This is a genomic window from Borrelia hermsii DAH, from assembly GCF_023035675.1.
Lineage (GTDB): Bacteria > Spirochaetota > Spirochaetia > Borreliales > Borreliaceae > Borrelia > Borrelia hermsii.
In genome coordinates, this window is sequence record NZ_CP073142.1 from 107,466 (window position 1) to 126,348 (window position 18,883).

Genomic DNA, 18,883 nt, shown 5'->3' on the forward strand with positions numbered 1-18,883 from the left:
TATCTTAAGGTACTCTCTGCTGTATCCCATTTTGAAAAACATCATGGACTGTTTTCCTAAGACCTTCAAATCTGTAATCATCAGCATGACTTGACATCCTCTCATATACCTGATCAGCAATATCTGTACTGCCCATAAATTTTAAAAAACCTAAATACTGTCCGTCAATAACAGCAAGATTTGCATTAAATTCATCTTTCTTAGCTTGATCCTTTAAAGCCTCAATAGCATCAACAATATCTTTTCGCACCCTAAAAGCCAATAAAGTTGCTCTTGTGCAGTTTTCAAGCCTGTCTTTACCCAAGTTAACTAATAAATCGTAAAATTCAGCATCAGTATAAGTCTTGTCATTTAGGCCTCCTACATTTGGATCAGTTAGTGCTTTTTGAATATACAAAACAGCTTCCTTGTATTCATCAGAAAAATTAAAGCCATCTAATAAAATTTGAATAGGTGTTCTGGCATCCTTTAGTTTTTCATTTCCATCTAGTTTTTTCATTGCATCACCTTTTCCATGCTCACTACCCAAAGCTTCATCTTTGAATTTACAACTATTTAATAAAAATAATATTATTATCATCATAATTATTTTTAATTTATTATTATAAATATCCATAAATATCCTCCATTAATATTTAATTACGCCTATATATTTTGCTCATCTTTAATCTGTAAAAAACTAAATTATTCTTAAATACTATTCTTAAATAAGATTTAAATATTTAAGCCAAAAAATGCATAAAAAGTTAATTTTAAATATCTTAAATCTTGGTAATAAATTTTAATAAACATAAAACCTAAAACTCATATTTTCTAATAAAATTATCTGTCTCTACAACAAATTCCTTATCATAATGTGTTGTTAGAGTAACTTTAATTTTGTCTCTAGCTTTAAGTTTTTCAATAAACCTCTTATTAAGGATAAGAGAAAAAGTATTACGCACTGGCATTGGAAATATAAATTCTACAAATTTATCATCCATATCAGACGCTCCCATATGAAAATCTTTAATTCTAGTAAGTTCCTCATCAGATCCCTTAAGCTCAAATGTGGTTACTTCTGCTTCTACACCATCAAAAATAACACTTTTAATATCTATTAGCCTAGGCTCAACCATGACAAAATCCAAAAAATAAATCGGATAAATCTCTTCCAGCATTTTTGTGTAATCATCCTCGATTCTCTTTAGCCTTTCCTTATAAGGCCCACTCATCTCCTTTTTAATTAAAACAATACGCTTTATGCCACCAAAATTAAACTCTTGAGAATATTCCCTGTAACAAGAAAATTCATTCTCGCAAAATGACTCCACCCCCGCTCCAAGCAAAAATACACCCATCAAGCACAATAAACATAAACGACACATTACCCGAATAAACATACATGCCTCCTTTAAGATAACAATATATTAAATAGACTATTCAACATTACCTTTTAATGGTCTATTTAATATATTTTATTTAAAGTTCATTAATAAATCATAAATAAACAATTTATTTAAATTGCGTATCTTAAGGTACTCTCTGCTGTACCCCATTTTGAAAAACATCAGGGAATTTGGTCTTAATACTCTCAAATAAGATACTACCAGTATGACTTATTAGCCCACCATATACCAGATCAACAGTATTCTCACTACCCAAAGATTTTAAAAAACTAAAATACTGTTTGTCAACAACAACAAGATAGAAATCAAGTTCATCTTTCTTAGCTTGATCCTTTAAAGACTCAATAGCATCAACAATACCTTTTCGTGTCCTCAAAGTCACTGACATCCCTTCCACGATGTTTTCAAGCCTTTCTTTACCCAAGTTAACTAATAAATCGTAAAATTCAGCATCAGTATAAGTCTTGTTACTCGGAGCTCCTGCATTTGGATCAGTTAATGGCTTTTTTATATAAAAAACAGCTTCTTTGTATTCATCAGAAAAATTAAAACCATCTAATAAAATTTGAATAGGTGTTCTGGCATCCTTTAGTTTTTCATTTCCATCTAGTTTTTCATTTTCCTCTAGTTTTTCATTTTCCTCTAGTTTTTCATTTTCCTCTAGTTTTTTCATTGCATCACCCTTTCCATGCTCACTACCCAAAGCTTCATCTTTGAATTTACAACTATTTAATAATAATATTATTATCATCATAATTATTTTTAATTTATTATTATAAATATCCATAAATATCCTCCATTAATATTTAATTACGCCTATATATTTTGCTCATCTTTAATCTGTAAAAAACTAAATTATTCTTAAATACTGTTCTTAAATAGTTAAACTAAAAAATGCATAAAAAGTTAATTTTAAATATCTTAAATCTTGGTAATAGATTTTAACAAACATAAAACCTAAAACTCATATTTTCTAATAAAATTATCTGTCTCTACAACAAATTCCTTATCATAATGTGTTATTAGAGTAATTTTAAGTCTGTCTCTAGCTTTAAGCTTATCAACAAACCTCCTTCTAAGATGAATAGTGAAAGTATTATGCACTGGTGTTGGAAAGATAACTTTTAAAAAGTTCGGATTAACATCAGGTTTTCCCATCTGAAAATCTTTAATTCCAGCAAGTTGCGCACTATGATCATAAAGACTAAATATGGATACTTCTGCTTCTACACCATCAAAAATAACACTTTTAAAATTAATTGCTCGAGGTTCACCAACTATTTCAAACTTTAAATAATAATCTGGGTAAGCCTCTTCAATTTCTTTTCTGGACCTATCATAATATGCCGTCTTTAATTTTTCCTTATAAGACTCTGAGAGGACTTTTTCCGCAAAAACAATACGCCTTATCCCACCAAAATTAAACTCTTGAGAATATTCTTTGATACAAACATATTCATTCTCACAAAATGGTTCAAGCGCAGCTCCAAGCAAAAATATACCCATCAAGCACAATAAACATAAACGACACATTACCTGAGTAATCATATATGCCTCCTTAAAGATAACAATATATTTAAATCAAATTTTAAAAGTTACCTTTTAATTGTTTATTTAAAGTTCATTAATACGCAATTAAATAAACTATGCATCTATTTAATTGCGTATATTAAGGCACTCTCTGCTATATTTCATTTCGCAAAACAAGCCATGCATCATCTTTAATCTTAGCAAACCCTTGCGAGCCAGTATGATTTTTAATATTATTAAATATCACATCAACATTAGCTATGTTAAAAACAGATTTTAAAAATGTGCGGTATACATTATCTATATTATCAAAATCTTGCGTAAGTTCAGCTTTCTTGACTCGATCTTTTTTAATAGTATCAATAGCATCAAAAGCATTTAATCGTTCTCTAAGAGTAAGTAAAATTATCCTTACGCTATTTTTAAGCTTATCTTTACCCAATCGAACTAATAAATCGTAAAATTCAGGCTCAGTATAAGTCTTATAGCCTCTTATATGTCCAATATCAGAATCAATTACTGAATTCTTTATATATAAAACGGCTTCCTTGTATTCATTTGTAAAATTAAAGTCATTCAATAAAATTTCAATAGGTGTTTTTGAGGCCTTTGGGCTTTCTACTACATCAACCCCAGAGTGATCAGATTTCACATCCCCATCCAAGGTCTCACCTCTAAAGAACCTACAACTATTTAAAAATAACATTGCCACTATTATTATCATTATTATTAATTTATTATCAATATCCATAAACATTCTCCCAAATATATTTAAGTAAGCTTAAATATAAGTTTATCATCTTTGCTTTATATTTAACAAACAATAATAAACCTTAAAACCCATATTTTTTAAGAAAATTCTCAGTCTCTAAAACAAACTCCTTATCATAATGAGAAGTTAGAGTAATTTTAAGTCTGTCTCTAGCTTTAAGCTTATCAATAAACCTCCTTCTAAGGCTGATAGTGAATGTATTATGCACTGGAACTGAAAATGTATGTTGTAAAAATCCTACATTAACATCAAAGTCTCCCATCTTAAAGTCTCCCATCTGAAAATCCTTAATTTTAACAAGTTGAACACTAGGATCAGAAAGATTAAATATTGATACTTCGGCTTCTACACCATCAAAAACAACACTTTTAAAATTAATTGCTCGCGGCCCATCAACTATTTCAAACTTTAAATAATAAGCTGGGTAACCCTCTTCAACTGATTTTATGTATTCCTTGCTGTATGCTCTTGTCTTTATCTCTTTCCTATAAGACTCAGTCATGTCCGATTCTAAAAAAGAAATACTCTTTATGCTACCAGAGTTAAACTCTTTAGAATACCGCCTATAACAAAAATATCCACCCTCACAAAATGATTCAATCTCAGCTCCAAGCAAAAACACACTCAACATGCAAAATTGAACATACATTAACATTCTCACAATCACTTGAGTAAACATATATGCCTCCTTTAAAGACAACAATTCTTAAGATAACAATCTTAAAGATAACAACTTTTAAAGATAAACTTAAGATAAATAACTACGGTAATGGTTCGAAAATCTCAAGAAAGCGCCTAAAATTTGCCACACTAACTTTAAAAGTATATTTCCTTGAAAGCCCACTCATAGGTTCAATGCACTCAACATTAAATTTTAAGTCCCTTCCATTAGCTTTCCTTATAAGTTCTCTCCACTCTAATTTGTAAGAATCGAAATAAATCCCACCAATTCTAGTCCATTTTCCATCCCGATTATACATATCAATTCCCTCTTCCTCTTCATCGGCAAACCTATCAATATCAACAACACTTCCCATTAAGTCGACTGTCTTTAACTTAATCTCATGATCACTCTTAAGCGCAACAAATATGCTCATATAGCTCTTATAAAAATCATAATTAATTTCAAACAAATTATCCTCATTAGTTAAACTTAGATTAATGTTGCCTGAGAGTATCTTATTACTTAAATAAGATACCCTAAGCTCTTCAGACTCAAGAGCACAAACATCATAAAATACAAATAAACTGACTATAAATAATAATTTTAAAAAGAGTTTATATACTTTCATAATTAAATACTCCCCTAAAATTAAATTTTCATTAATACAACATTAATGTTTTACTAAAATACATCTTAATATATGCATTAACATGCATGCCAATATTAATTTCCCAAATTTAAGTTTAAAACTTAAAATTCATATTTCTTAATAAAATTATCAGTCTCTACAACAAATTCCTTATCATAATGAGTTATTAGAGTAATTTTAAGTCTGTCTCTAGCTTTAAGCTTATCAATAAGCCCCCTTCTAAGGCTGATAGTGAATGTATTACGCACCGGAACCGGAAAAATAATTTCTAAAAATCTTTTATTAGAATCAGGCGATCCCATCTGAAAATCTTTAATTCCAGCAAGTTGCAAATTAGGCGAATAAAGATAAAATACTGATGCTTCTGCTTCTACACCATCAAAAATAACCTTCTTAAAATTAATTGCTCGCGGTTCACACACTATTTCAAATGATAAAAAATAAGCTGGATAACCCTTTAGCATTGCTCTCTTATACTTCCCATCATTCATTGCATTTATCTTTTCCCTACGAGACTTCAAGAGATCCGATTCTACAAAAGAAATACTCCTTAGGCTACCAGAGTTAAATTCTTCAGAATATCGCCTGTAACAAAAATATTTATTCTCACAAGATGGTTCAATCTTAGCTCCAAGCAAAAATACACCTAACACGCAAAACTGAACATACATTAACATCCTCACAATAACCTGAGTCAACATATATGCCTCCTTAAAGATAACAGCTTTTAAAAATAACAACTTTTAAAGATAAACTTAAAATAAATAACTGCCGTAGGTCCTAAAATATCAATATACTACTTCGAAAATATCAATCATGCGACTCAAATTTGCTGCACTAACTTTAAAAGTATACTTCCGCTCAAGTTTACCCTCAACCTCAATACACTCAACATTAAATTTTAAGTCACCCTTAGCTTTCTTAATCAGTTCTCTCCACTCTGACTTGCAATTCTCAAAATCAATCCCAATAGTACTATACCATCTTCCATTCTTATGATTACTAGTCATCCCAGACAAGCTGAAAATCCCCCCGTAAATACAATGCGACTCTCCATTTAAGTCAATTGTCTTTAACTCAATTTCACGATCATTATTAAGCTCAAGATATACATTTACAACACCAACATAAGAGTTATAACCGATTACAAACGCACTACCATCATCATCAGTTAAATTCAATGTAATGCCGCCTGATCTATTCTCATTGCTGAAATAATATATCCTAAACTCCTCAGACTCTTTTGCAAACAAATCATAAAATACAAATAAACTGACTGCTAGTAATAATTTTAAAAAGAGCTTATATACTTTCATAATTAAATACTCTCCCCCTAAAATTAAATTTTCATTAATATGTATTTTAATATATACATTAATGTCTTACTAAATACATTTTAACATGCATGCCAATATTAATTCCCAAATTTAAGTTTAAAGCCTTAAAATTCATATTCTTTAATAAAATTATCAGTCTCTACAACAAATTCCTTATCATAATGAGTGATTAGAGTAATTTTAAGTCTATCTTTAGCTTTAAGCTTATCAATAAGCCTCTTTCTAAGATGAATAGTAAAAGTATTACGCACTGGTATTGGAAAAATAAGGTTTAAAAATTTCGGATTAACATCAGGCGCTCCCATCTGAAAATCTTTAATGCTAGCAAGTTGTGCACTAGGCTCATAAAGATTAAATATTGATACTTCTGCTTCTACGCCATCAAAAATAACACTTTTAAAATTAACTGCCCGAGGTTCACCCACTATTTCAAACGATAAAGAATAATCTGGATAACCCTCTTCAATTGCTTTTCTATACTCTTCATTACGCATTGTCTTTAGCTCTTCCCTACGAGACTTCAAGAGATCCATTTCTACAAAAGAAATACTCCTTATGCTACCAAAGTTAAACTCCCTAGAATATCGCCTGTAACAAAAATATTTATTCTCACAAGATGGTTCAATCTTAGCTCCAAGCAAAAATACACCTAGCACGTAAAATTGAACATACATTAACATCCTCACAATCACTTGAGTAAACATATATGCCTCCTTAAAGATAACAATTTTTAAAATAACAACTTTTAAGATGACAATCTTAAAGATAAACTTAAGATAAATAACTACTGTAATGATTTGAAAAAATCAATAATATACTACTTCAAAAATATCAAGTAAGCGACTCAAATTTGCTGCACTGACTTTAAAAGCATACTTCCGCTCAAGTTTACCCATCTCTTCAATACACTCAACATTAAATTTTAAGTCTCCTCCATTAGCCTGCCTTATAAGTTCTCTCCACTCTGGCTTGCAATGCTTAAAATTAAATTGATCAACACTACTACTCCATTTCCCATTATCAAGAGCTTCATCAATGACGCCACTCTCCCTGTAAAAATAGAGAAACTTTCCATTTAAGTCAATCTTCTTTAGTTGCATTGCACGATCACTTTTAAGATCAAGAGATATGTTTATCTTATAAAAATAACCATCATAACTGACCGCAAATACATTACCATCATTATCAGTCAAATTTAATGTAATAAAGCCTAATCTAGGCTTATTGCTTCCATACACTACTTTAAATTCTTCAGACTCAACAGCACAAACATCATAAAATACCAATAAATTGACTGCTAGTAATAATTTTAAAAAGAGTTTATATACTTTCATAATTAAATACTCCCCTAAAATTAAATTTTCATTAATATAACATTAATGTTTTACTAAAATACATATTAATATATATGCCAATATTAATTTCCAATTTAAAGCTTAAAGCCTTAAATTGCATATTCTTTAATAAAATTATCTGTCTCTAAAACAAATTCCTTATCATAATGAGTGATTAGAGTAATTTTAAGTCTATCTTTCTATACTCTTCATCACGCATTGTCTTTATCTCTTCCCTACGAGACTTCAAGAGATCCATTTCTACAAAAGAAATACTCCTTATGCTACCAAAGTTAAACTCCCTAGAATATCGCCTGTAACAAAAATATTTATTCTCACAAGATGGTTCAATCTTAGCTCCAAGCAAAAATACACCTAGCACGTAAAATTGAACATACATTAACATCCTCACAATAACTTGAGTAAACATATATGCCTCCTTAAAAATAACAACTTTTAAAGATAAACTTAAGATAAATAACTACTGTAGGTCCTAAAATATCAATGATATACTACTTCAAAAATATCAAGTAAGCGACTCAAATTTGCTGCACTGACTTTAAAAGCATACTTCCGCTCAAGTTTACCCATCTCTTCAATACACTCAACATTAAATTTTAAGTCACCCTTAGCTTTCTTAATCAGTTCTCTCCACTCTGGCTTGCAATGCCTAAAATCAAACTGATCAACACTACTACTCCATTTCCCATTCTCAAGAAACCCATTAATGACGCTACTCTTCATGTAAAAATAGAGAAACTTTCCATCTAAGTCAATCTTCTTTAGTTGCATTGCACAATCACTTTTAAGATCAAGAGATACGTTTATATCATTAAAATAACTATCATAACTGATTGCAAATACATTACCATCATCATCAGTCAAATTCAATGTAATAATGCCTAATCCATGCTGATTGCTTCCATAAACTACTTTAAATTCCTCAGACTCTTTTGCAAACAAATCATAAAATACAAATAAACTGACTGCTAGTAATAATTTTAAAAAGAGTTTATATACTTTCATAATTAAATACCCCCCCTAAAATTAAATTTTCATTAATAAAATATTAATATAACATTAATGTTTTACTAAAATATATATTAATATATATGCCAATATTAATTTCCAATTTAAAGCTTAAAGCCTTAAATTGCATATTCTCTAATAAAATTATCTGTCTCTAAAACAAATTCCTTATCATAATGAGTGATTAGAGTAATTTTAAGTCTATCTTTAGCTTTAAGCTTATCAATAAATCTCTGCTTAAGGACAATAGTGAAAGTATTACGCACTGGTGCTGGAAAGATAAGGTTTAAAAATTTCGGATTAACATCAGGTCTTCCCATCTGAAAATCTTTAATTCTAGCAAGTTCAAAATTAGGCTCATAAAGATTAAATATTGATACTTCTGCTTCTACACCATCAAAAATAACCTTCTTAAAATTAATTGCTCGCGGTTCACCAACTATTTCAAATGATAAATAATAAGCTGGATAACCCTTTAGCATTACATTTTTAAACCTCTCATCACGCATTGCATTTATTTCTTCTTTATAAGACTCTGAGAGGCTCTCTTTCATAAAAATGATACGCCTTATGCTACCAAAATTAAACTCTTTAGAATATTCCCTGCGACAATAAGATTCACCCTCACAAGATGACTCCGCATTTGCTCCAAGCAAAAATACACCTATCAAGCACAACACACATAAACGACACATTACCTTAGTAACCATATATGCCTCCACGACAATATATTATCAATATATTTAAGGGACAATTAATTATTATAATAATTCTGAGATATAAAGCACATTACTCAAACTTTCTGCACTAACTTTAAAGTAATACTCCCGCTCAATCATACGCTCAACTTCAATGCAAACAACACAAAATTGTAAGTCTTCTCCATTAGCTTGCCTTATAAATTCTCTCCACTCTGACTTGTGGCTAGCCAAATGAACAACAATCCCCCCCCAAGTAATCCATCTTCCATCCTGATTATACATAGTAACTAGCTCATCCATAGTAGATTTGTAGCCCACATGGAAAACACTTCCCATTAAATCGATCGACTTTAATTTAATCGCACGATCACTTATAAGCTCAAGCCTTATCCTTATATCATCGGCACCAACATAAATTGAAAACAAATTATAATCACTAAACAAATATAATTTAACGACACCTAAGCCCTTACTATTGCTTGAATAACGTATTTTAAAGGATTCTTTTGCAAAAATATCACAAAACACAAATAAGTTAACTATAAATAATAATTTTAAAAAGAGCTTATATGCTTTCATAATTAAATACTCCCCTAAAATTAAATTTTTCATCAATAATACATATATGCTTAAGTCTATACCCAAAACAGGCATTAATCAACCTTACTCAAAACCTTTAAATATTAATCTGAATTTATAGAATTCCTACAATAATTCCTACAATAATAAATATCTGGCTTTAATAAACATAAAGCTTTAACAAAATTAAACCTTAAACTTAAAACAAAAATGCAGCATAATTAGGATTGCCCAATTAAACTTGTAAGTAATAAATTTACTAGAATTGCTACGCTAATAGGACCTTTTGCAAGCTCTTAAGTATCCTAGATTTCAGCAGTAAGTCTGCTCTATATCATTTATAAGCACAAAGGAAATGATAAGACCCATTGACTTACTAAACGCATAGCGCTCTTAACTCTAGGTACACATGATTAAAGCACATTTTACTAAGGTAAAGGTTCCTATAACACTTAAGATACTATATAATAATTATATAAGGAGATTCTTATGGGACACGCGCAACCAGTAATTACTCAACAAATGGTTATAGCAGAACTTACTAAAGCTGGAATAAACAGAGACATTGCTGCTGATCTTTCTTATAGATATTATCGTAATGAGCTTACTTACAAAGATATTGAGTATTTAGAGAACAATTTTAACTTAAAACTCGAAATGTTAGAACGTAGCCTAAAATCTGAGATTATATCCGTTAAAACTGAACTTAATAACAGAATAGATATTAAATTTAATGAACTCGATAATAAAATAGATACTGTTGAGAATAATCTAAATGTAAAGATTGATACTAAATTTAATGAACTCGATAATAAAATAGATACTGTTGAGAATAATCTAAATGTAAAGATTGATACTAAATTTAATGAACTTGATAATAAAATAGATACTAAATTTAATGAACTTGATAACAAAATAGACATTAATAAAATGGAATATAAAAGTACATCAAGATTACATAATTGGATGTTTGGAACTATTATTACGCTTAATATAGGAATAATCTTAGCATTAATATCAATGTTAAGTAAGTAAACTTAAAATTCATATTTTCTAATGAAATTATCAGTCTCTAAAACAAACTCCTTATCATAATGTGTTGTTAGAGTAATTTTAAGTCTATCTCTAGCTTTAAGCTTATCAACAAATCGCCTGCTAAGAGTAATAATAAAAGTATTATACACTGGTGTTGGAAAGATAACTTTTAAAAATTTCGGATTCTCATCAGGACGTCCCATCTGAAAATCTTTAATCATAGCAAATTCAGAATTAGGTTCATAAAGATGAAATATGGATACTTCTGCTTCTACGCCATCAAAAATAACCTTCTTAAAATTAACTGCCCGCGGCCCATCAACTATTTCAAACTTTAAATAATAAGATGGGTAACCCTTTAGCATTGCACTTTTATACCCCCCATCACTCATTCTCTTTATCTTTTCCCTAAAAGACCCCGCAAGGTCCTCTTCAGTAAAAACAATACGCCTTATGCTACCAAAGTTAAACTCTTTTGAATATTCCCTGTTACAATAAGAATCATCTCTACAAGATGATTCAAGCTTAACCCCAAGCAAAAATACACCTATTAAGCACAATAAACATAAACGGCAAATTACCTTAGTAGCCTTAATAAACATATCTGCCTCCTTAAAGATAACAATTTTTAAGATAACAACTTTAAGATAAATGACTACTGTGATGCTTCAAAACTAGCTACTTGCTCTAACAAATCAACAAATCTGCTCAAATTTACTGCACTAACTTTAAAGTAATATTTCCTTAAAAGCCTATTCTCAGATTCAATGCAAGTAACGCAAAATTGTAAGTCAGAATCCTTAGCTTGCCTTATAAGTTCTCTCCACTCTGACGAGAATTTACCGAAATAAAATAACCCTCTCTCCAAACCCCATTTTCCATCCCGATTGTTCATATCAATCACCCCCTCATCGGCAGACCTATTAATATGAACAATGCTTCCCATTAAGTCGATTGTCTTTAACTTAATCTCACTATCACTCTTAAGCCCAAAATTTACATGCACATATCCAGTATAATTAGAATAATGCATTGAAAGAAAATTATCATCATTAGTTAAACCTAAGTAAATTTCGCCTGATCTATCGCTATTGCCTGAATAATGTACTTTAAGCTCCTCAGACTCTTTTGCAAACAAATCACAAAATACAAATAAACTGACTATAAATAATAATTTAAAAAAAAGTTTTTCTCCTACCATAATTAAAGACTCTCCTAAAATTAAATTTTTCATCAATAATATATATATGCCTCAAGTCTATACCCAAAACAGGCATTAATCAACCTTACTTAAAACCTTTAAATATTAATCTGAATTTATAAAATTCCTACAACAATGAATATCTAACTTTAAAAGCCATATTTTTTGATAAAATTATAAGTCTCGAAAACAAACTCTTTATCATAATGAGAAGTCAGAGTAATTTTAATTTTGTCTCTCTTTTTAAGCTTATCAATAAATCTCTTTTTAAGAACAATAGTAAAAGTATTATGCACTGGTATTGGAAAAATAAGGTTTAAAAATCTTTTATTAACATCAGGCTCTCCCATCTGAAAATCTTTAATACTAGCAAGTTGCGCACTAGGTTCATAAAGATCAAATATAGATACTTCTGCTTCTGCACCATCAAAAATAACCTTCTTAAAATTAATTGCCCGCGGTTCACTAACTATTTCAAACTCTAAATAATAAGCTGGATAACCCTCTTCAATTGCTTTTCTATACTCTTCATTACGCATTGTCTTTATCTCTTCCCTATAAGACTTTGAGAGATCCCCTCTCTTAAAAGAAATACTCCTTATGCTACCAGACTTAAATTCTTCAGAATATCGCTTGCTACAAAAATATTTACTCTCACAAGATGATTCGAGCTTAGCCCCAAGCAAAAATACACCCAACACATAAAATTGAAAATACATTAATACTCTAGCAATAACCTGAATAAACATATATGCCTCCTTAAAGATAACAATTTTTAAGATAACCTTAAGATAAATGACTACGGTAATAATTCAAAACCATGCACCTGTTCTATTAGATCAATCAATTTACTCAAATTTGCTGCACTAACTTTAAAAGTATACTTCCGCTCAAGTTTACCCTCAGCCTCAACACACTCAACATTAAATTTTAAGTCACCCTTAGCTTTTTTAATCAGTTCTCTCCACTCTGGCTTGCAGCTATGAAAATTAAGATCAAAACCATTGCCCCACATTCTATCCCGATTAGACATCTTCATTAACCTATCCAAGGTAAATATATCGTACATACAGACATCATTTTCATTTAATTTAATCGTCTTTAGATAAATTTCACGATCACTTTTAAGATCAAGATATACCTTTACAGAACCACCCAAATAAGAATTATAACTAACTACAAGCATAGCACCATCATCATTAATCAAATTCAATGCAAAACCACCTGTACCACTTTTATTGCTGAAATAAGACGCTGTAAACTGCTCAGATTCTTTAGCGAAAGTATTATAAAAACAAAATACGAGGAAACTGACTGTAAATAATAATCTTAAAAAGAATTTCTCTGCTATCATAATTAAATACTCCCCTAAAAGATTAAATTTTTATCAACAATAACATTGATAATAACATTGATAATAACATAAATGAATAAATAAATGAATATTCAAGTCCATGCCTAAATGGACATTAATCAACCTTATAATACCACTAACCATCAATCTAGATTTTAAATAGATCAATAGATCAAACTTCAAAAGTTGCTTGGAAAACAAACAAATAAACTAATTAAATTAAACGGGCAAAAATAAATTTACCCTAAAGCTTATAAGCTTTAGGGTAAAACATACTAATATTTAACTAAATCTATCCCTTAACTTTGGAACTTAATGCACGAAAATCATCACTAAGATTAGAATTACCCTTAAACGCTGATTTCATCTGTCTAAATATCCAATCAAAAGAATCATCACTGTAATCATTACCATTTGCAAAAATATCTGCTAAGCTTTGGAAAAATAGACTTAAAGAAGTCCCACTATAGTGTCTAGAACTAACTGAACACCTAATTAAAGCGTCTACCGCAGCATTACTACTTAGATCGCTAACAGAACTAATTCCAGCTTGACTTAAAAGCTCATTATCTTTACCCTGACTAATCCAATTTTGAATCTCTTGTGAACTTCTAGCATTTGATTTTATCAAATCAAATACCTTCTTCATAGCTCGTGCCAATTCTATTCTTCTAAAAGAAGAAGTAGAATCATTTCTTTTTAACCAATTAAAGAATTTTTCGCGTACGGTCTCAAATTTTTTTTGCTCAGAAGTTGATCTACCATTAACTTTAATAGCATCTTCAAGATACTTCTCTAAATACCCAAATAATTTTTTCTCTTCATCAGTAATAACTATAACCGAACCGCCACTGCCATAAGTTGACCTACAGCTAACAGACCTAGGACTAGAAGACACATAAGAATAAGCAACCCTTGTTCCCAAAATAGAAGATACAGGACCTCTTGGGTTCCATCTAGTTTGACTAGTAGTAGTTCTATTTTTATTTCGACGCTTTTGTTGTTTATCTGCTTTTCTATCTACTTTTTTATCTACTTCTTTGCTTGGCTCCTTCTGCTCAACTTCTGTTGCTTGAACAGTTACAGCTTCTTGGTTCTCAGCAGGTATACTAGCAACTTTTACGTCCCCACTACCAGACAACTCACCAGGCTTAGCAACAACTACTCCACCAGCAGACACATCAACTCCACCTTTATCCTCAAGCTCATTAACAACTTCTAGCTCATAATCAACAACATCATCATAGTCTACATAAACAACGTTGCCATCCTCATCAACATAAGCATATTCATATTCGCCTTTAAGAACATCTACAAGATAATCTGCACCTTGCTTAGCAGCCATCAGACCACCTTTAATAAGAGCCTCTATTCCTCCGCCCTGACCATCAAGGCCATCTCTACCAAGCAAGTCAGACAGATTACAACTAAATGCCAAAACGCTTAAAAGCACAACAAAAATTTTTGAAATTTTCACACTTTTCCTCCTTATCAAATTCTAAATATCACCAATTTTTAAATATTAAATTAATAATATACATCAATAAATTTAGATTTAAATTAATAATTCAAGTTATTATCAAAAATATCGTAAGATAATAGACAGTATAAATGTACGTATGCATATACACTTTAAAAATTTAATTAAAATTAAATAAGGACTTACCCTAAAGCTTGCGGGCTTTAAGATAAATCCTTAAAATTACATTAATCACATTAATTCTCAAGCTTGACTTTTATCTTCAATTATGGATTTAAACTCTCCAAATCCCTTATCTTCACCAGCATTATCAGAAAATACCGCTTTTAGATCCTTAAATATTTGCTCCTCAGGTTTATCACGATCATTCTCAGCATCATAAAGAGTATCTGCTAATGCTTGGAACAATAAACTCACAGCAAACCCACTATAATCTCTAGAGCTAAGGGTTTTCTTTATTAAAAAGTCTATCTCCACATCACTATTTAACTCATCATCTCTATCAACGTCAACAACAGTATCATCATCTCCAACAACACCTAAAACCCAAGTCTGAAGCTCTCTTGAGTTGGAACTCTTTTCTTTGATGAAATTATACACTCTCTGCATCGCTTGCACTAATTCTTTTCTCTTGGAAAAATCAGTATCCTTTTCTCTCAACCATGCAAAGAATTTTTGACGTCCATTCTCTAATTTACTCTGCCTAGAACTTTCATTTCCATTAACCTTAATAGCGCTTTTAAGATATTCTTCTAAATGACCAATTACCTGAGTCTCATTAGAACTTAAACTTACAGTCATACCGCTGTTTACAGTCATACCGCTGTTTGCACTCGAAACATCAGAATCAGACTTAATACCAGCAAACATATCTCCCATGCTAAGAGTAGCATCCATTACAAAATTCCCTACATCTTGGAGAGAACCAAGAACAGCTCCTGCTCCTTGCATAGCGGCTGTAACAAAAGTCTCTGCTCCCTTGCTAGCGGTCTTAATTCCATCCTTAACTTTGTTATCAATCCCATTCTCAAGTCCATACTCAATTACATTAGCAATCCCATCAGCAACACCGTCCACAATTTTTTTTACTGTACCCAGGACAGCGAACTTAACATTTTCTGTCTCTTTTTCTGTCTCTTTTTGTGTCTCTAAGACAACAGCAATCGAATCTTTAATAGCAGCAACTCCCCTCTCATCTCCAGATACTATTGCCGGACTTGCAGCAGCAGTAACGCCACTAGTAATAATAGTATTGGTTAAATCTCCACTAGCAATAACTCCTTCTGTTCCATGACCAGTAGAAATATCACCCTCGGCTTTAATATTTAAATTAGAAGCACCAACTCCATGACTATCAGCTAAAACATTTTTCAAATCAACAGATTCTGCTTCTTGACTACTAGATGAATTTCCATCAGAAGCAGCAGCTCCTACTCCAGAACCACCAACTGAAACTCCACCAGCAGCTACAACTCCTTGAAGAGCACCATTAGTTCCTTCTTGGGAAGCAACGCCTTTTTGAGGAGAATCCCCTGGTTTTTGCAAAGCACTACCAGCTCCTTCTTGAGAAGAATTTTCTGAGTTTTGCAGAGTATTTTTCTTAGAACCAACAGCAACTACTGCCCCCTCGCCACTAGCAGCAGCATCTTTCCCTACTTCCTTACCAACAGATTTGCCCCTTTGGCCAATATTCTCTGGCTTTTGAAGCTCAGAAGCAACAGAATTTCTTATATCTTGAACAGATCCAGGCTCATCAATCTCCCAGTTACTCTCACTTACAGCATGATAGAATTTGCAACTCAAGGTAAATGCACTTAAAATAATAACAATACCAAGATTCCTCATATCCATCCTCCTATACAAATTCCATAAGTATTAGAATAATAGTATATAGCAATAAACTTAAATTTAAAGTAAATTTTTTGAAATTTTATCTAAATAAAATACCCTTAAGCTCTTTGTCATTACTGACATAAACCTTGAAAACCATTGGAAATGAAAGAAAAAACATACCCCAAAGTTAACGTAACTTTGGGGTATATCAATTAACAATATTGATGTACAGAAAACTGCTAAATCTTATATACTTAAAACACATATTAAATGTACTTTTCCATTTTAAGATTTACTTATTAACATCACTTGTTCTGCCATTACCTGAACTAATACTACCTCTGTACCCTCAACTATACTTAAGAAAGTGCTCTTTAAAAAAGAGCACTTTTTGCTTCATAGTTAATCTCAATAACTCCTACCGCTTTAAATCCCATGATATGATGTAGAAGAAACACTAAATAATGAACGGAATAAACTGCCTATTCCACTCCAACCAGATGAAGAGCGTGGCTTAACAGCTTTTGGCTTAGCAACTTTTGGTTTAGCAGCAGCTGGGGCTTTAGCTGGTTTTGAAGGAACAGTACCTTTTGATGTTTGGGTAACAGTCTTAGTACTTTCTGATTTCTCAGAAACCTCTGGGGTCTTTACTTCTGGCTCAACAACTTCTGCAGTCCCAACACTTTCAGTTTTAACACTCAAACCAGCAGCAATTTCTGATCCAGCACCAGTACCAGCAACTTCTACTCCTTGACTATTAGCTTCTTCTTTTTGCTCATCAGAACTTCCCTCTTCCTTAGCTTCCTTTGCTTCTTCAGCTTGCTCTTCAGCTTCCTCTTGCTCTTCAGTTTCCTCAGAAGCTTCTGCGCCTTGAACAACATCAGCAACAGCTCCTAATACTTGAACACCAACATCGCCAATGCCTTCAAGAATAGATGAAAGCCCAGAAACAATTAAATCTTCTGCTCCTGGCTCAGAAGACACATGCTTAGAAGACATAAGCCTATCACGCAAATCACCCAACTGAACATCTGCCATTAAACCTTCATAAAGGTCACAGCTAAACATAAATACACTGAAAAATATAAAAATAATATGTAACTTTTTCATAATATTCTCTTATTTCCTCTCCTAATTATAAATTTCTATTCATAATCGATCTTTAAAACTCAAATTATGAATAGAAATAATATATAACAGTAAATTCTAAATCCAAATAAAATTTTTAAATTATTATTATAAAAATAAATGCATATACGTACTAATAAGTTCAATAAAATTTAAATCAATTTTAAATATCAATTAAATTTTAAGGTTTTAATTTTAATGTAAAATATCAAAATACCTTTCTTCGGACAAGAAATTAACAGTCTCAATGCTATACTCAACATCATCATGAGAGACTAAAGTAATTTTAAATCCTACTTGCTCGCGCAAAGCCTTAAATAGGGCTTCATTAAGTGTAATAGTCAAATTATTAACTACTTTAACTGAATACTCTTTTAAATACTTCCGGTCCAAATCATTACTACCAACAATTTGAAAATATGGCACATCTGATGAGTTAAACTCCGGTTTGGTTATTTTATAATTATAAAGCCTAGCATCAACTCCATCAAAAATTACATTTTTAAACTTCATTAAGCGTCCTTTATCAACTATTTTAAAACTTAGAGTAAAAGATGGATGAGAAGCTATGAGCTCTTCTCTCTCGGAATCCTTTAAGGCCTTAAAATCTTCAGATTCGGCATTAATATACAACGCTTTAAAGAAAATACTCTTTATACCACCTAAATCAAATTCTTTAAAATAAGTACTCTGCCCTATCATATTAGTATGCGGAGTTGAACTATACCTCTCTTTTGTCGAAAATAAGTTATTTAATACCTTATCCTTCAAGTATAGAACAAAAAAGAATATGAAAAATATACAAAAACATATAAGCAAAAAAATATATATCTTAAATGCAAATGCCCTAATCTTATTCATATATTTAT

24 protein-coding genes are annotated in these 18,883 nt (G+C 31.0%); 1 reads left to right on the top strand and 23 read right to left on the bottom strand.

The annotated features are described in order from the left end of the window. Positions 1-4 precede the first annotated feature (4 nt). The 15 genes from bhDAH_RS06240 to bhDAH_RS06310 all read right to left on the bottom strand — a co-directional run bounded on the left by bhDAH_RS06240 (position 5) and on the right by bhDAH_RS06310 (position 9,983). A complete protein-coding gene (locus bhDAH_RS06240; RefSeq protein ID WP_062705892.1) occupies positions 5-616 on the bottom strand; it encodes a BTA121 domain-containing protein surface lipoprotein in 612 nt (203 codons plus the stop codon). A gap of 181 nt (positions 617-797) precedes the next feature. Beyond that, positions 798-1,382: a hypothetical protein gene (locus tag bhDAH_RS06245; RefSeq protein ID WP_064536613.1), complete on the bottom strand. Its 585-nt coding sequence runs from the start codon at positions 1,380-1,382 to the stop codon at positions 798-800. A 130-nt stretch (positions 1,383-1,512) separates the two neighbouring features. After that, on the bottom strand, positions 1,513-2,175 hold the full coding sequence (locus tag bhDAH_RS06250; RefSeq protein WP_062705905.1) for a BTA121 domain-containing protein surface lipoprotein: 663 nt from the start codon (positions 2,173-2,175) through the stop codon (positions 1,513-1,515). A 170-nt stretch (positions 2,176-2,345) separates the two neighbouring features. After that, the gene (locus bhDAH_RS06255) at positions 2,346-2,936 is read right to left on the bottom strand and encodes a hypothetical protein (RefSeq protein WP_062705908.1); all 591 of its coding nucleotides are present in this window, start codon (positions 2,934-2,936) and stop codon (positions 2,346-2,348) included. 136 nt (positions 2,937-3,072) lie between these two features. Beyond that, positions 3,073-3,669 carry a BTA121 domain-containing protein surface lipoprotein gene (locus tag bhDAH_RS06260; protein ID WP_020732440.1) on the bottom strand — a complete coding sequence of 199 codons (597 nt, stop codon included), beginning with the start codon at positions 3,667-3,669 and terminating at the stop codon, positions 3,073-3,075. Between the two features lie 82 nt (positions 3,670-3,751). Then, positions 3,752-4,369, bottom strand: a complete 618-nt coding sequence (locus bhDAH_RS06265) for a hypothetical protein (protein WP_020732441.1) — start codon at positions 4,367-4,369, stop codon at positions 3,752-3,754. 82 nt (positions 4,370-4,451) lie between these two features. Continuing rightward, the gene (locus bhDAH_RS06270; RefSeq protein ID WP_020732442.1) at positions 4,452-4,982 is read right to left on the bottom strand and encodes a hypothetical protein; all 531 of its coding nucleotides are present in this window, start codon (positions 4,980-4,982) and stop codon (positions 4,452-4,454) included. Between the two features lie 122 nt (positions 4,983-5,104). Then, positions 5,105-5,704 (bottom strand): hypothetical protein, encoded by a 600-nt coding sequence (locus bhDAH_RS06275; RefSeq protein ID WP_020732443.1) that lies wholly within the window; start codon positions 5,702-5,704, stop codon positions 5,105-5,107. Between the two features lie 87 nt (positions 5,705-5,791). Next, positions 5,792-6,319 (bottom strand): hypothetical protein, encoded by a 528-nt coding sequence (locus tag bhDAH_RS06280; RefSeq protein WP_020732444.1) that lies wholly within the window; start codon positions 6,317-6,319, stop codon positions 5,792-5,794. A gap of 125 nt (positions 6,320-6,444) precedes the next feature. After that, positions 6,445-7,044, bottom strand: coding sequence for a hypothetical protein (locus tag bhDAH_RS06285; RefSeq protein ID WP_020732445.1), 600 nt, complete (start codon positions 7,042-7,044; stop codon positions 6,445-6,447). Positions 7,045-7,146: 102 nt separating this feature from the next. Continuing rightward, positions 7,147-7,674 (bottom strand): hypothetical protein, encoded by a 528-nt coding sequence (locus tag bhDAH_RS06290; RefSeq protein WP_020732446.1) that lies wholly within the window; start codon positions 7,672-7,674, stop codon positions 7,147-7,149. 175 nt (positions 7,675-7,849) lie between these two features. Next, a complete protein-coding gene (locus bhDAH_RS06295) occupies positions 7,850-8,104 on the bottom strand; it encodes a hypothetical protein (protein ID WP_020732447.1) in 255 nt (84 codons plus the stop codon). A gap of 71 nt (positions 8,105-8,175) precedes the next feature. Next, a complete protein-coding gene (locus tag bhDAH_RS06300; RefSeq protein ID WP_020732448.1) occupies positions 8,176-8,700 on the bottom strand; it encodes a hypothetical protein in 525 nt (174 codons plus the stop codon). A 122-nt stretch (positions 8,701-8,822) separates the two neighbouring features. After that, positions 8,823-9,413, bottom strand: a complete 591-nt coding sequence (locus bhDAH_RS06305) for a hypothetical protein (RefSeq protein ID WP_020732449.1) — start codon at positions 9,411-9,413, stop codon at positions 8,823-8,825. 51 nt (positions 9,414-9,464) lie between these two features. Further along, a complete protein-coding gene (locus tag bhDAH_RS06310) occupies positions 9,465-9,983 on the bottom strand; it encodes a hypothetical protein (protein ID WP_149029006.1) in 519 nt (172 codons plus the stop codon). A 489-nt stretch (positions 9,984-10,472) separates the two neighbouring features. Between bhDAH_RS06310 and bdr the strand changes: the two genes are divergently transcribed. Continuing rightward, on the top strand, positions 10,473-11,018 hold the full coding sequence (gene bdr / locus bhDAH_RS06315; protein WP_062705917.1) for a Bdr family repetitive protein: 546 nt from the start codon (positions 10,473-10,475) through the stop codon (positions 11,016-11,018). 2 nt (positions 11,019-11,020) lie between these two features. On the opposite strand, the gene bhDAH_RS06320 is transcribed toward bdr, so the two are convergent. The 8 genes from bhDAH_RS06320 to bhDAH_RS06355 all read right to left on the bottom strand — a co-directional run bounded on the left by bhDAH_RS06320 (position 11,021) and on the right by bhDAH_RS06355 (position 18,785). Beyond that, complete coding sequence (locus bhDAH_RS06320) at positions 11,021-11,620, bottom strand: hypothetical protein (RefSeq protein WP_020732452.1); 600 nt, start codon at positions 11,618-11,620, stop codon at positions 11,021-11,023. A gap of 53 nt (positions 11,621-11,673) precedes the next feature. Further along, positions 11,674-12,219 (bottom strand): hypothetical protein, encoded by a 546-nt coding sequence (locus bhDAH_RS06325; protein WP_020732453.1) that lies wholly within the window; start codon positions 12,217-12,219, stop codon positions 11,674-11,676. Positions 12,220-12,368: 149 nt separating this feature from the next. Next, the gene (locus bhDAH_RS06330; protein WP_020732454.1) at positions 12,369-12,968 is read right to left on the bottom strand and encodes a hypothetical protein; all 600 of its coding nucleotides are present in this window, start codon (positions 12,966-12,968) and stop codon (positions 12,369-12,371) included. Between the two features lie 50 nt (positions 12,969-13,018). Next, positions 13,019-13,573, bottom strand: coding sequence for a hypothetical protein (locus tag bhDAH_RS06335; RefSeq protein ID WP_020732455.1), 555 nt, complete (start codon positions 13,571-13,573; stop codon positions 13,019-13,021). A 292-nt stretch (positions 13,574-13,865) separates the two neighbouring features. Beyond that, positions 13,866-15,050, bottom strand: a complete 1,185-nt coding sequence (locus tag bhDAH_RS06340; RefSeq protein ID WP_020732457.1) for a hypothetical protein — start codon at positions 15,048-15,050, stop codon at positions 13,866-13,868. Between the two features lie 246 nt (positions 15,051-15,296). After that, the gene (locus tag bhDAH_RS06345; RefSeq protein ID WP_062705920.1) at positions 15,297-16,898 is read right to left on the bottom strand and encodes an Mlp family lipoprotein; all 1,602 of its coding nucleotides are present in this window, start codon (positions 16,896-16,898) and stop codon (positions 15,297-15,299) included. Between the two features lie 414 nt (positions 16,899-17,312). Continuing rightward, a complete protein-coding gene (locus bhDAH_RS06350; RefSeq protein WP_062705924.1) occupies positions 17,313-17,996 on the bottom strand; it encodes a hypothetical protein in 684 nt (227 codons plus the stop codon). Positions 17,997-18,209: 213 nt separating this feature from the next. Then, positions 18,210-18,785, bottom strand: coding sequence for a hypothetical protein (locus bhDAH_RS06355; RefSeq protein ID WP_247098906.1), 576 nt, complete (start codon positions 18,783-18,785; stop codon positions 18,210-18,212). Between the last annotated feature and the right edge of the window lie 98 nt (positions 18,786-18,883).

What these genes read in the sequence shown, in the direction of transcription:
- bhDAH_RS06245 (WP_064536613.1), bottom strand. Translation starts at nt 1,382, where the DNA reads ATGTTTATTCGGGTAATGTGTCGTTTATGTTTATTGTGCTTGATGGGT.
- bhDAH_RS06255 (WP_062705908.1), bottom strand. Translation starts at nt 2,936, where the DNA reads ATGATTACTCAGGTAATGTGTCGTTTATGTTTATTGTGCTTGATGGGT.
- bhDAH_RS06275 (WP_020732443.1), bottom strand. Translation starts at nt 5,704, where the DNA reads ATGTTGACTCAGGTTATTGTGAGGATGTTAATGTATGTTCAGTTTTGC.
- bhDAH_RS06335 (WP_020732455.1), bottom strand. Translation starts at nt 13,573, where the DNA reads ATGATAGCAGAGAAATTCTTTTTAAGATTATTATTTACAGTCAGTTTC.
- bhDAH_RS06300 (WP_020732448.1), bottom strand. Translation starts at nt 8,700, where the DNA reads ATGAAAGTATATAAACTCTTTTTAAAATTATTACTAGCAGTCAGTTTA.
- bhDAH_RS06270 (WP_020732442.1), bottom strand. Translation starts at nt 4,982, where the DNA reads ATGAAAGTATATAAACTCTTTTTAAAATTATTATTTATAGTCAGTTTA.
- bhDAH_RS06285 (WP_020732445.1), bottom strand. Translation starts at nt 7,044, where the DNA reads ATGTTTACTCAAGTGATTGTGAGGATGTTAATGTATGTTCAATTTTAC.
- bhDAH_RS06305 (WP_020732449.1), bottom strand. Translation starts at nt 9,413, where the DNA reads ATGGTTACTAAGGTAATGTGTCGTTTATGTGTGTTGTGCTTGATAGGT.
- bhDAH_RS06320 (WP_020732452.1), bottom strand. Translation starts at nt 11,620, where the DNA reads ATGTTTATTAAGGCTACTAAGGTAATTTGCCGTTTATGTTTATTGTGC.
- bhDAH_RS06250 (WP_062705905.1), bottom strand. Translation starts at nt 2,175, where the DNA reads ATGGATATTTATAATAATAAATTAAAAATAATTATGATGATAATAATA.
- bhDAH_RS06290 (WP_020732446.1), bottom strand. Translation starts at nt 7,674, where the DNA reads ATGAAAGTATATAAACTCTTTTTAAAATTATTACTAGCAGTCAATTTA.
- bhDAH_RS06310 (WP_149029006.1), bottom strand. Translation starts at nt 9,983, where the DNA reads ATGAAAGCATATAAGCTCTTTTTAAAATTATTATTTATAGTTAACTTA.
- bhDAH_RS06240 (WP_062705892.1), bottom strand. Translation starts at nt 616, where the DNA reads ATGGATATTTATAATAATAAATTAAAAATAATTATGATGATAATAATA.
- bhDAH_RS06330 (WP_020732454.1), bottom strand. Translation starts at nt 12,968, where the DNA reads ATGTTTATTCAGGTTATTGCTAGAGTATTAATGTATTTTCAATTTTAT.
- bhDAH_RS06345 (WP_062705920.1), bottom strand. Translation starts at nt 16,898, where the DNA reads ATGAGGAATCTTGGTATTGTTATTATTTTAAGTGCATTTACCTTGAGT.
- bhDAH_RS06350 (WP_062705924.1), bottom strand. Translation starts at nt 17,996, where the DNA reads ATGAAAAAGTTACATATTATTTTTATATTTTTCAGTGTATTTATGTTT.
- bhDAH_RS06265 (WP_020732441.1), bottom strand. Translation starts at nt 4,369, where the DNA reads ATGTTTACTCAAGTGATTGTGAGAATGTTAATGTATGTTCAATTTTGC.
- bhDAH_RS06295 (WP_020732447.1), bottom strand. Translation starts at nt 8,104, where the DNA reads ATGTTTACTCAAGTTATTGTGAGGATGTTAATGTATGTTCAATTTTAC.
- bhDAH_RS06260 (WP_020732440.1), bottom strand. Translation starts at nt 3,669, where the DNA reads ATGGATATTGATAATAAATTAATAATAATGATAATAATAGTGGCAATG.
- bdr (WP_062705917.1), top strand. Translation starts at nt 10,473, where the DNA reads ATGGGACACGCGCAACCAGTAATTACTCAACAAATGGTTATAGCAGAA.
- bhDAH_RS06325 (WP_020732453.1), bottom strand. Translation starts at nt 12,219, where the DNA reads ATGGTAGGAGAAAAACTTTTTTTTAAATTATTATTTATAGTCAGTTTA.
- bhDAH_RS06280 (WP_020732444.1), bottom strand. Translation starts at nt 6,319, where the DNA reads ATGAAAGTATATAAGCTCTTTTTAAAATTATTACTAGCAGTCAGTTTA.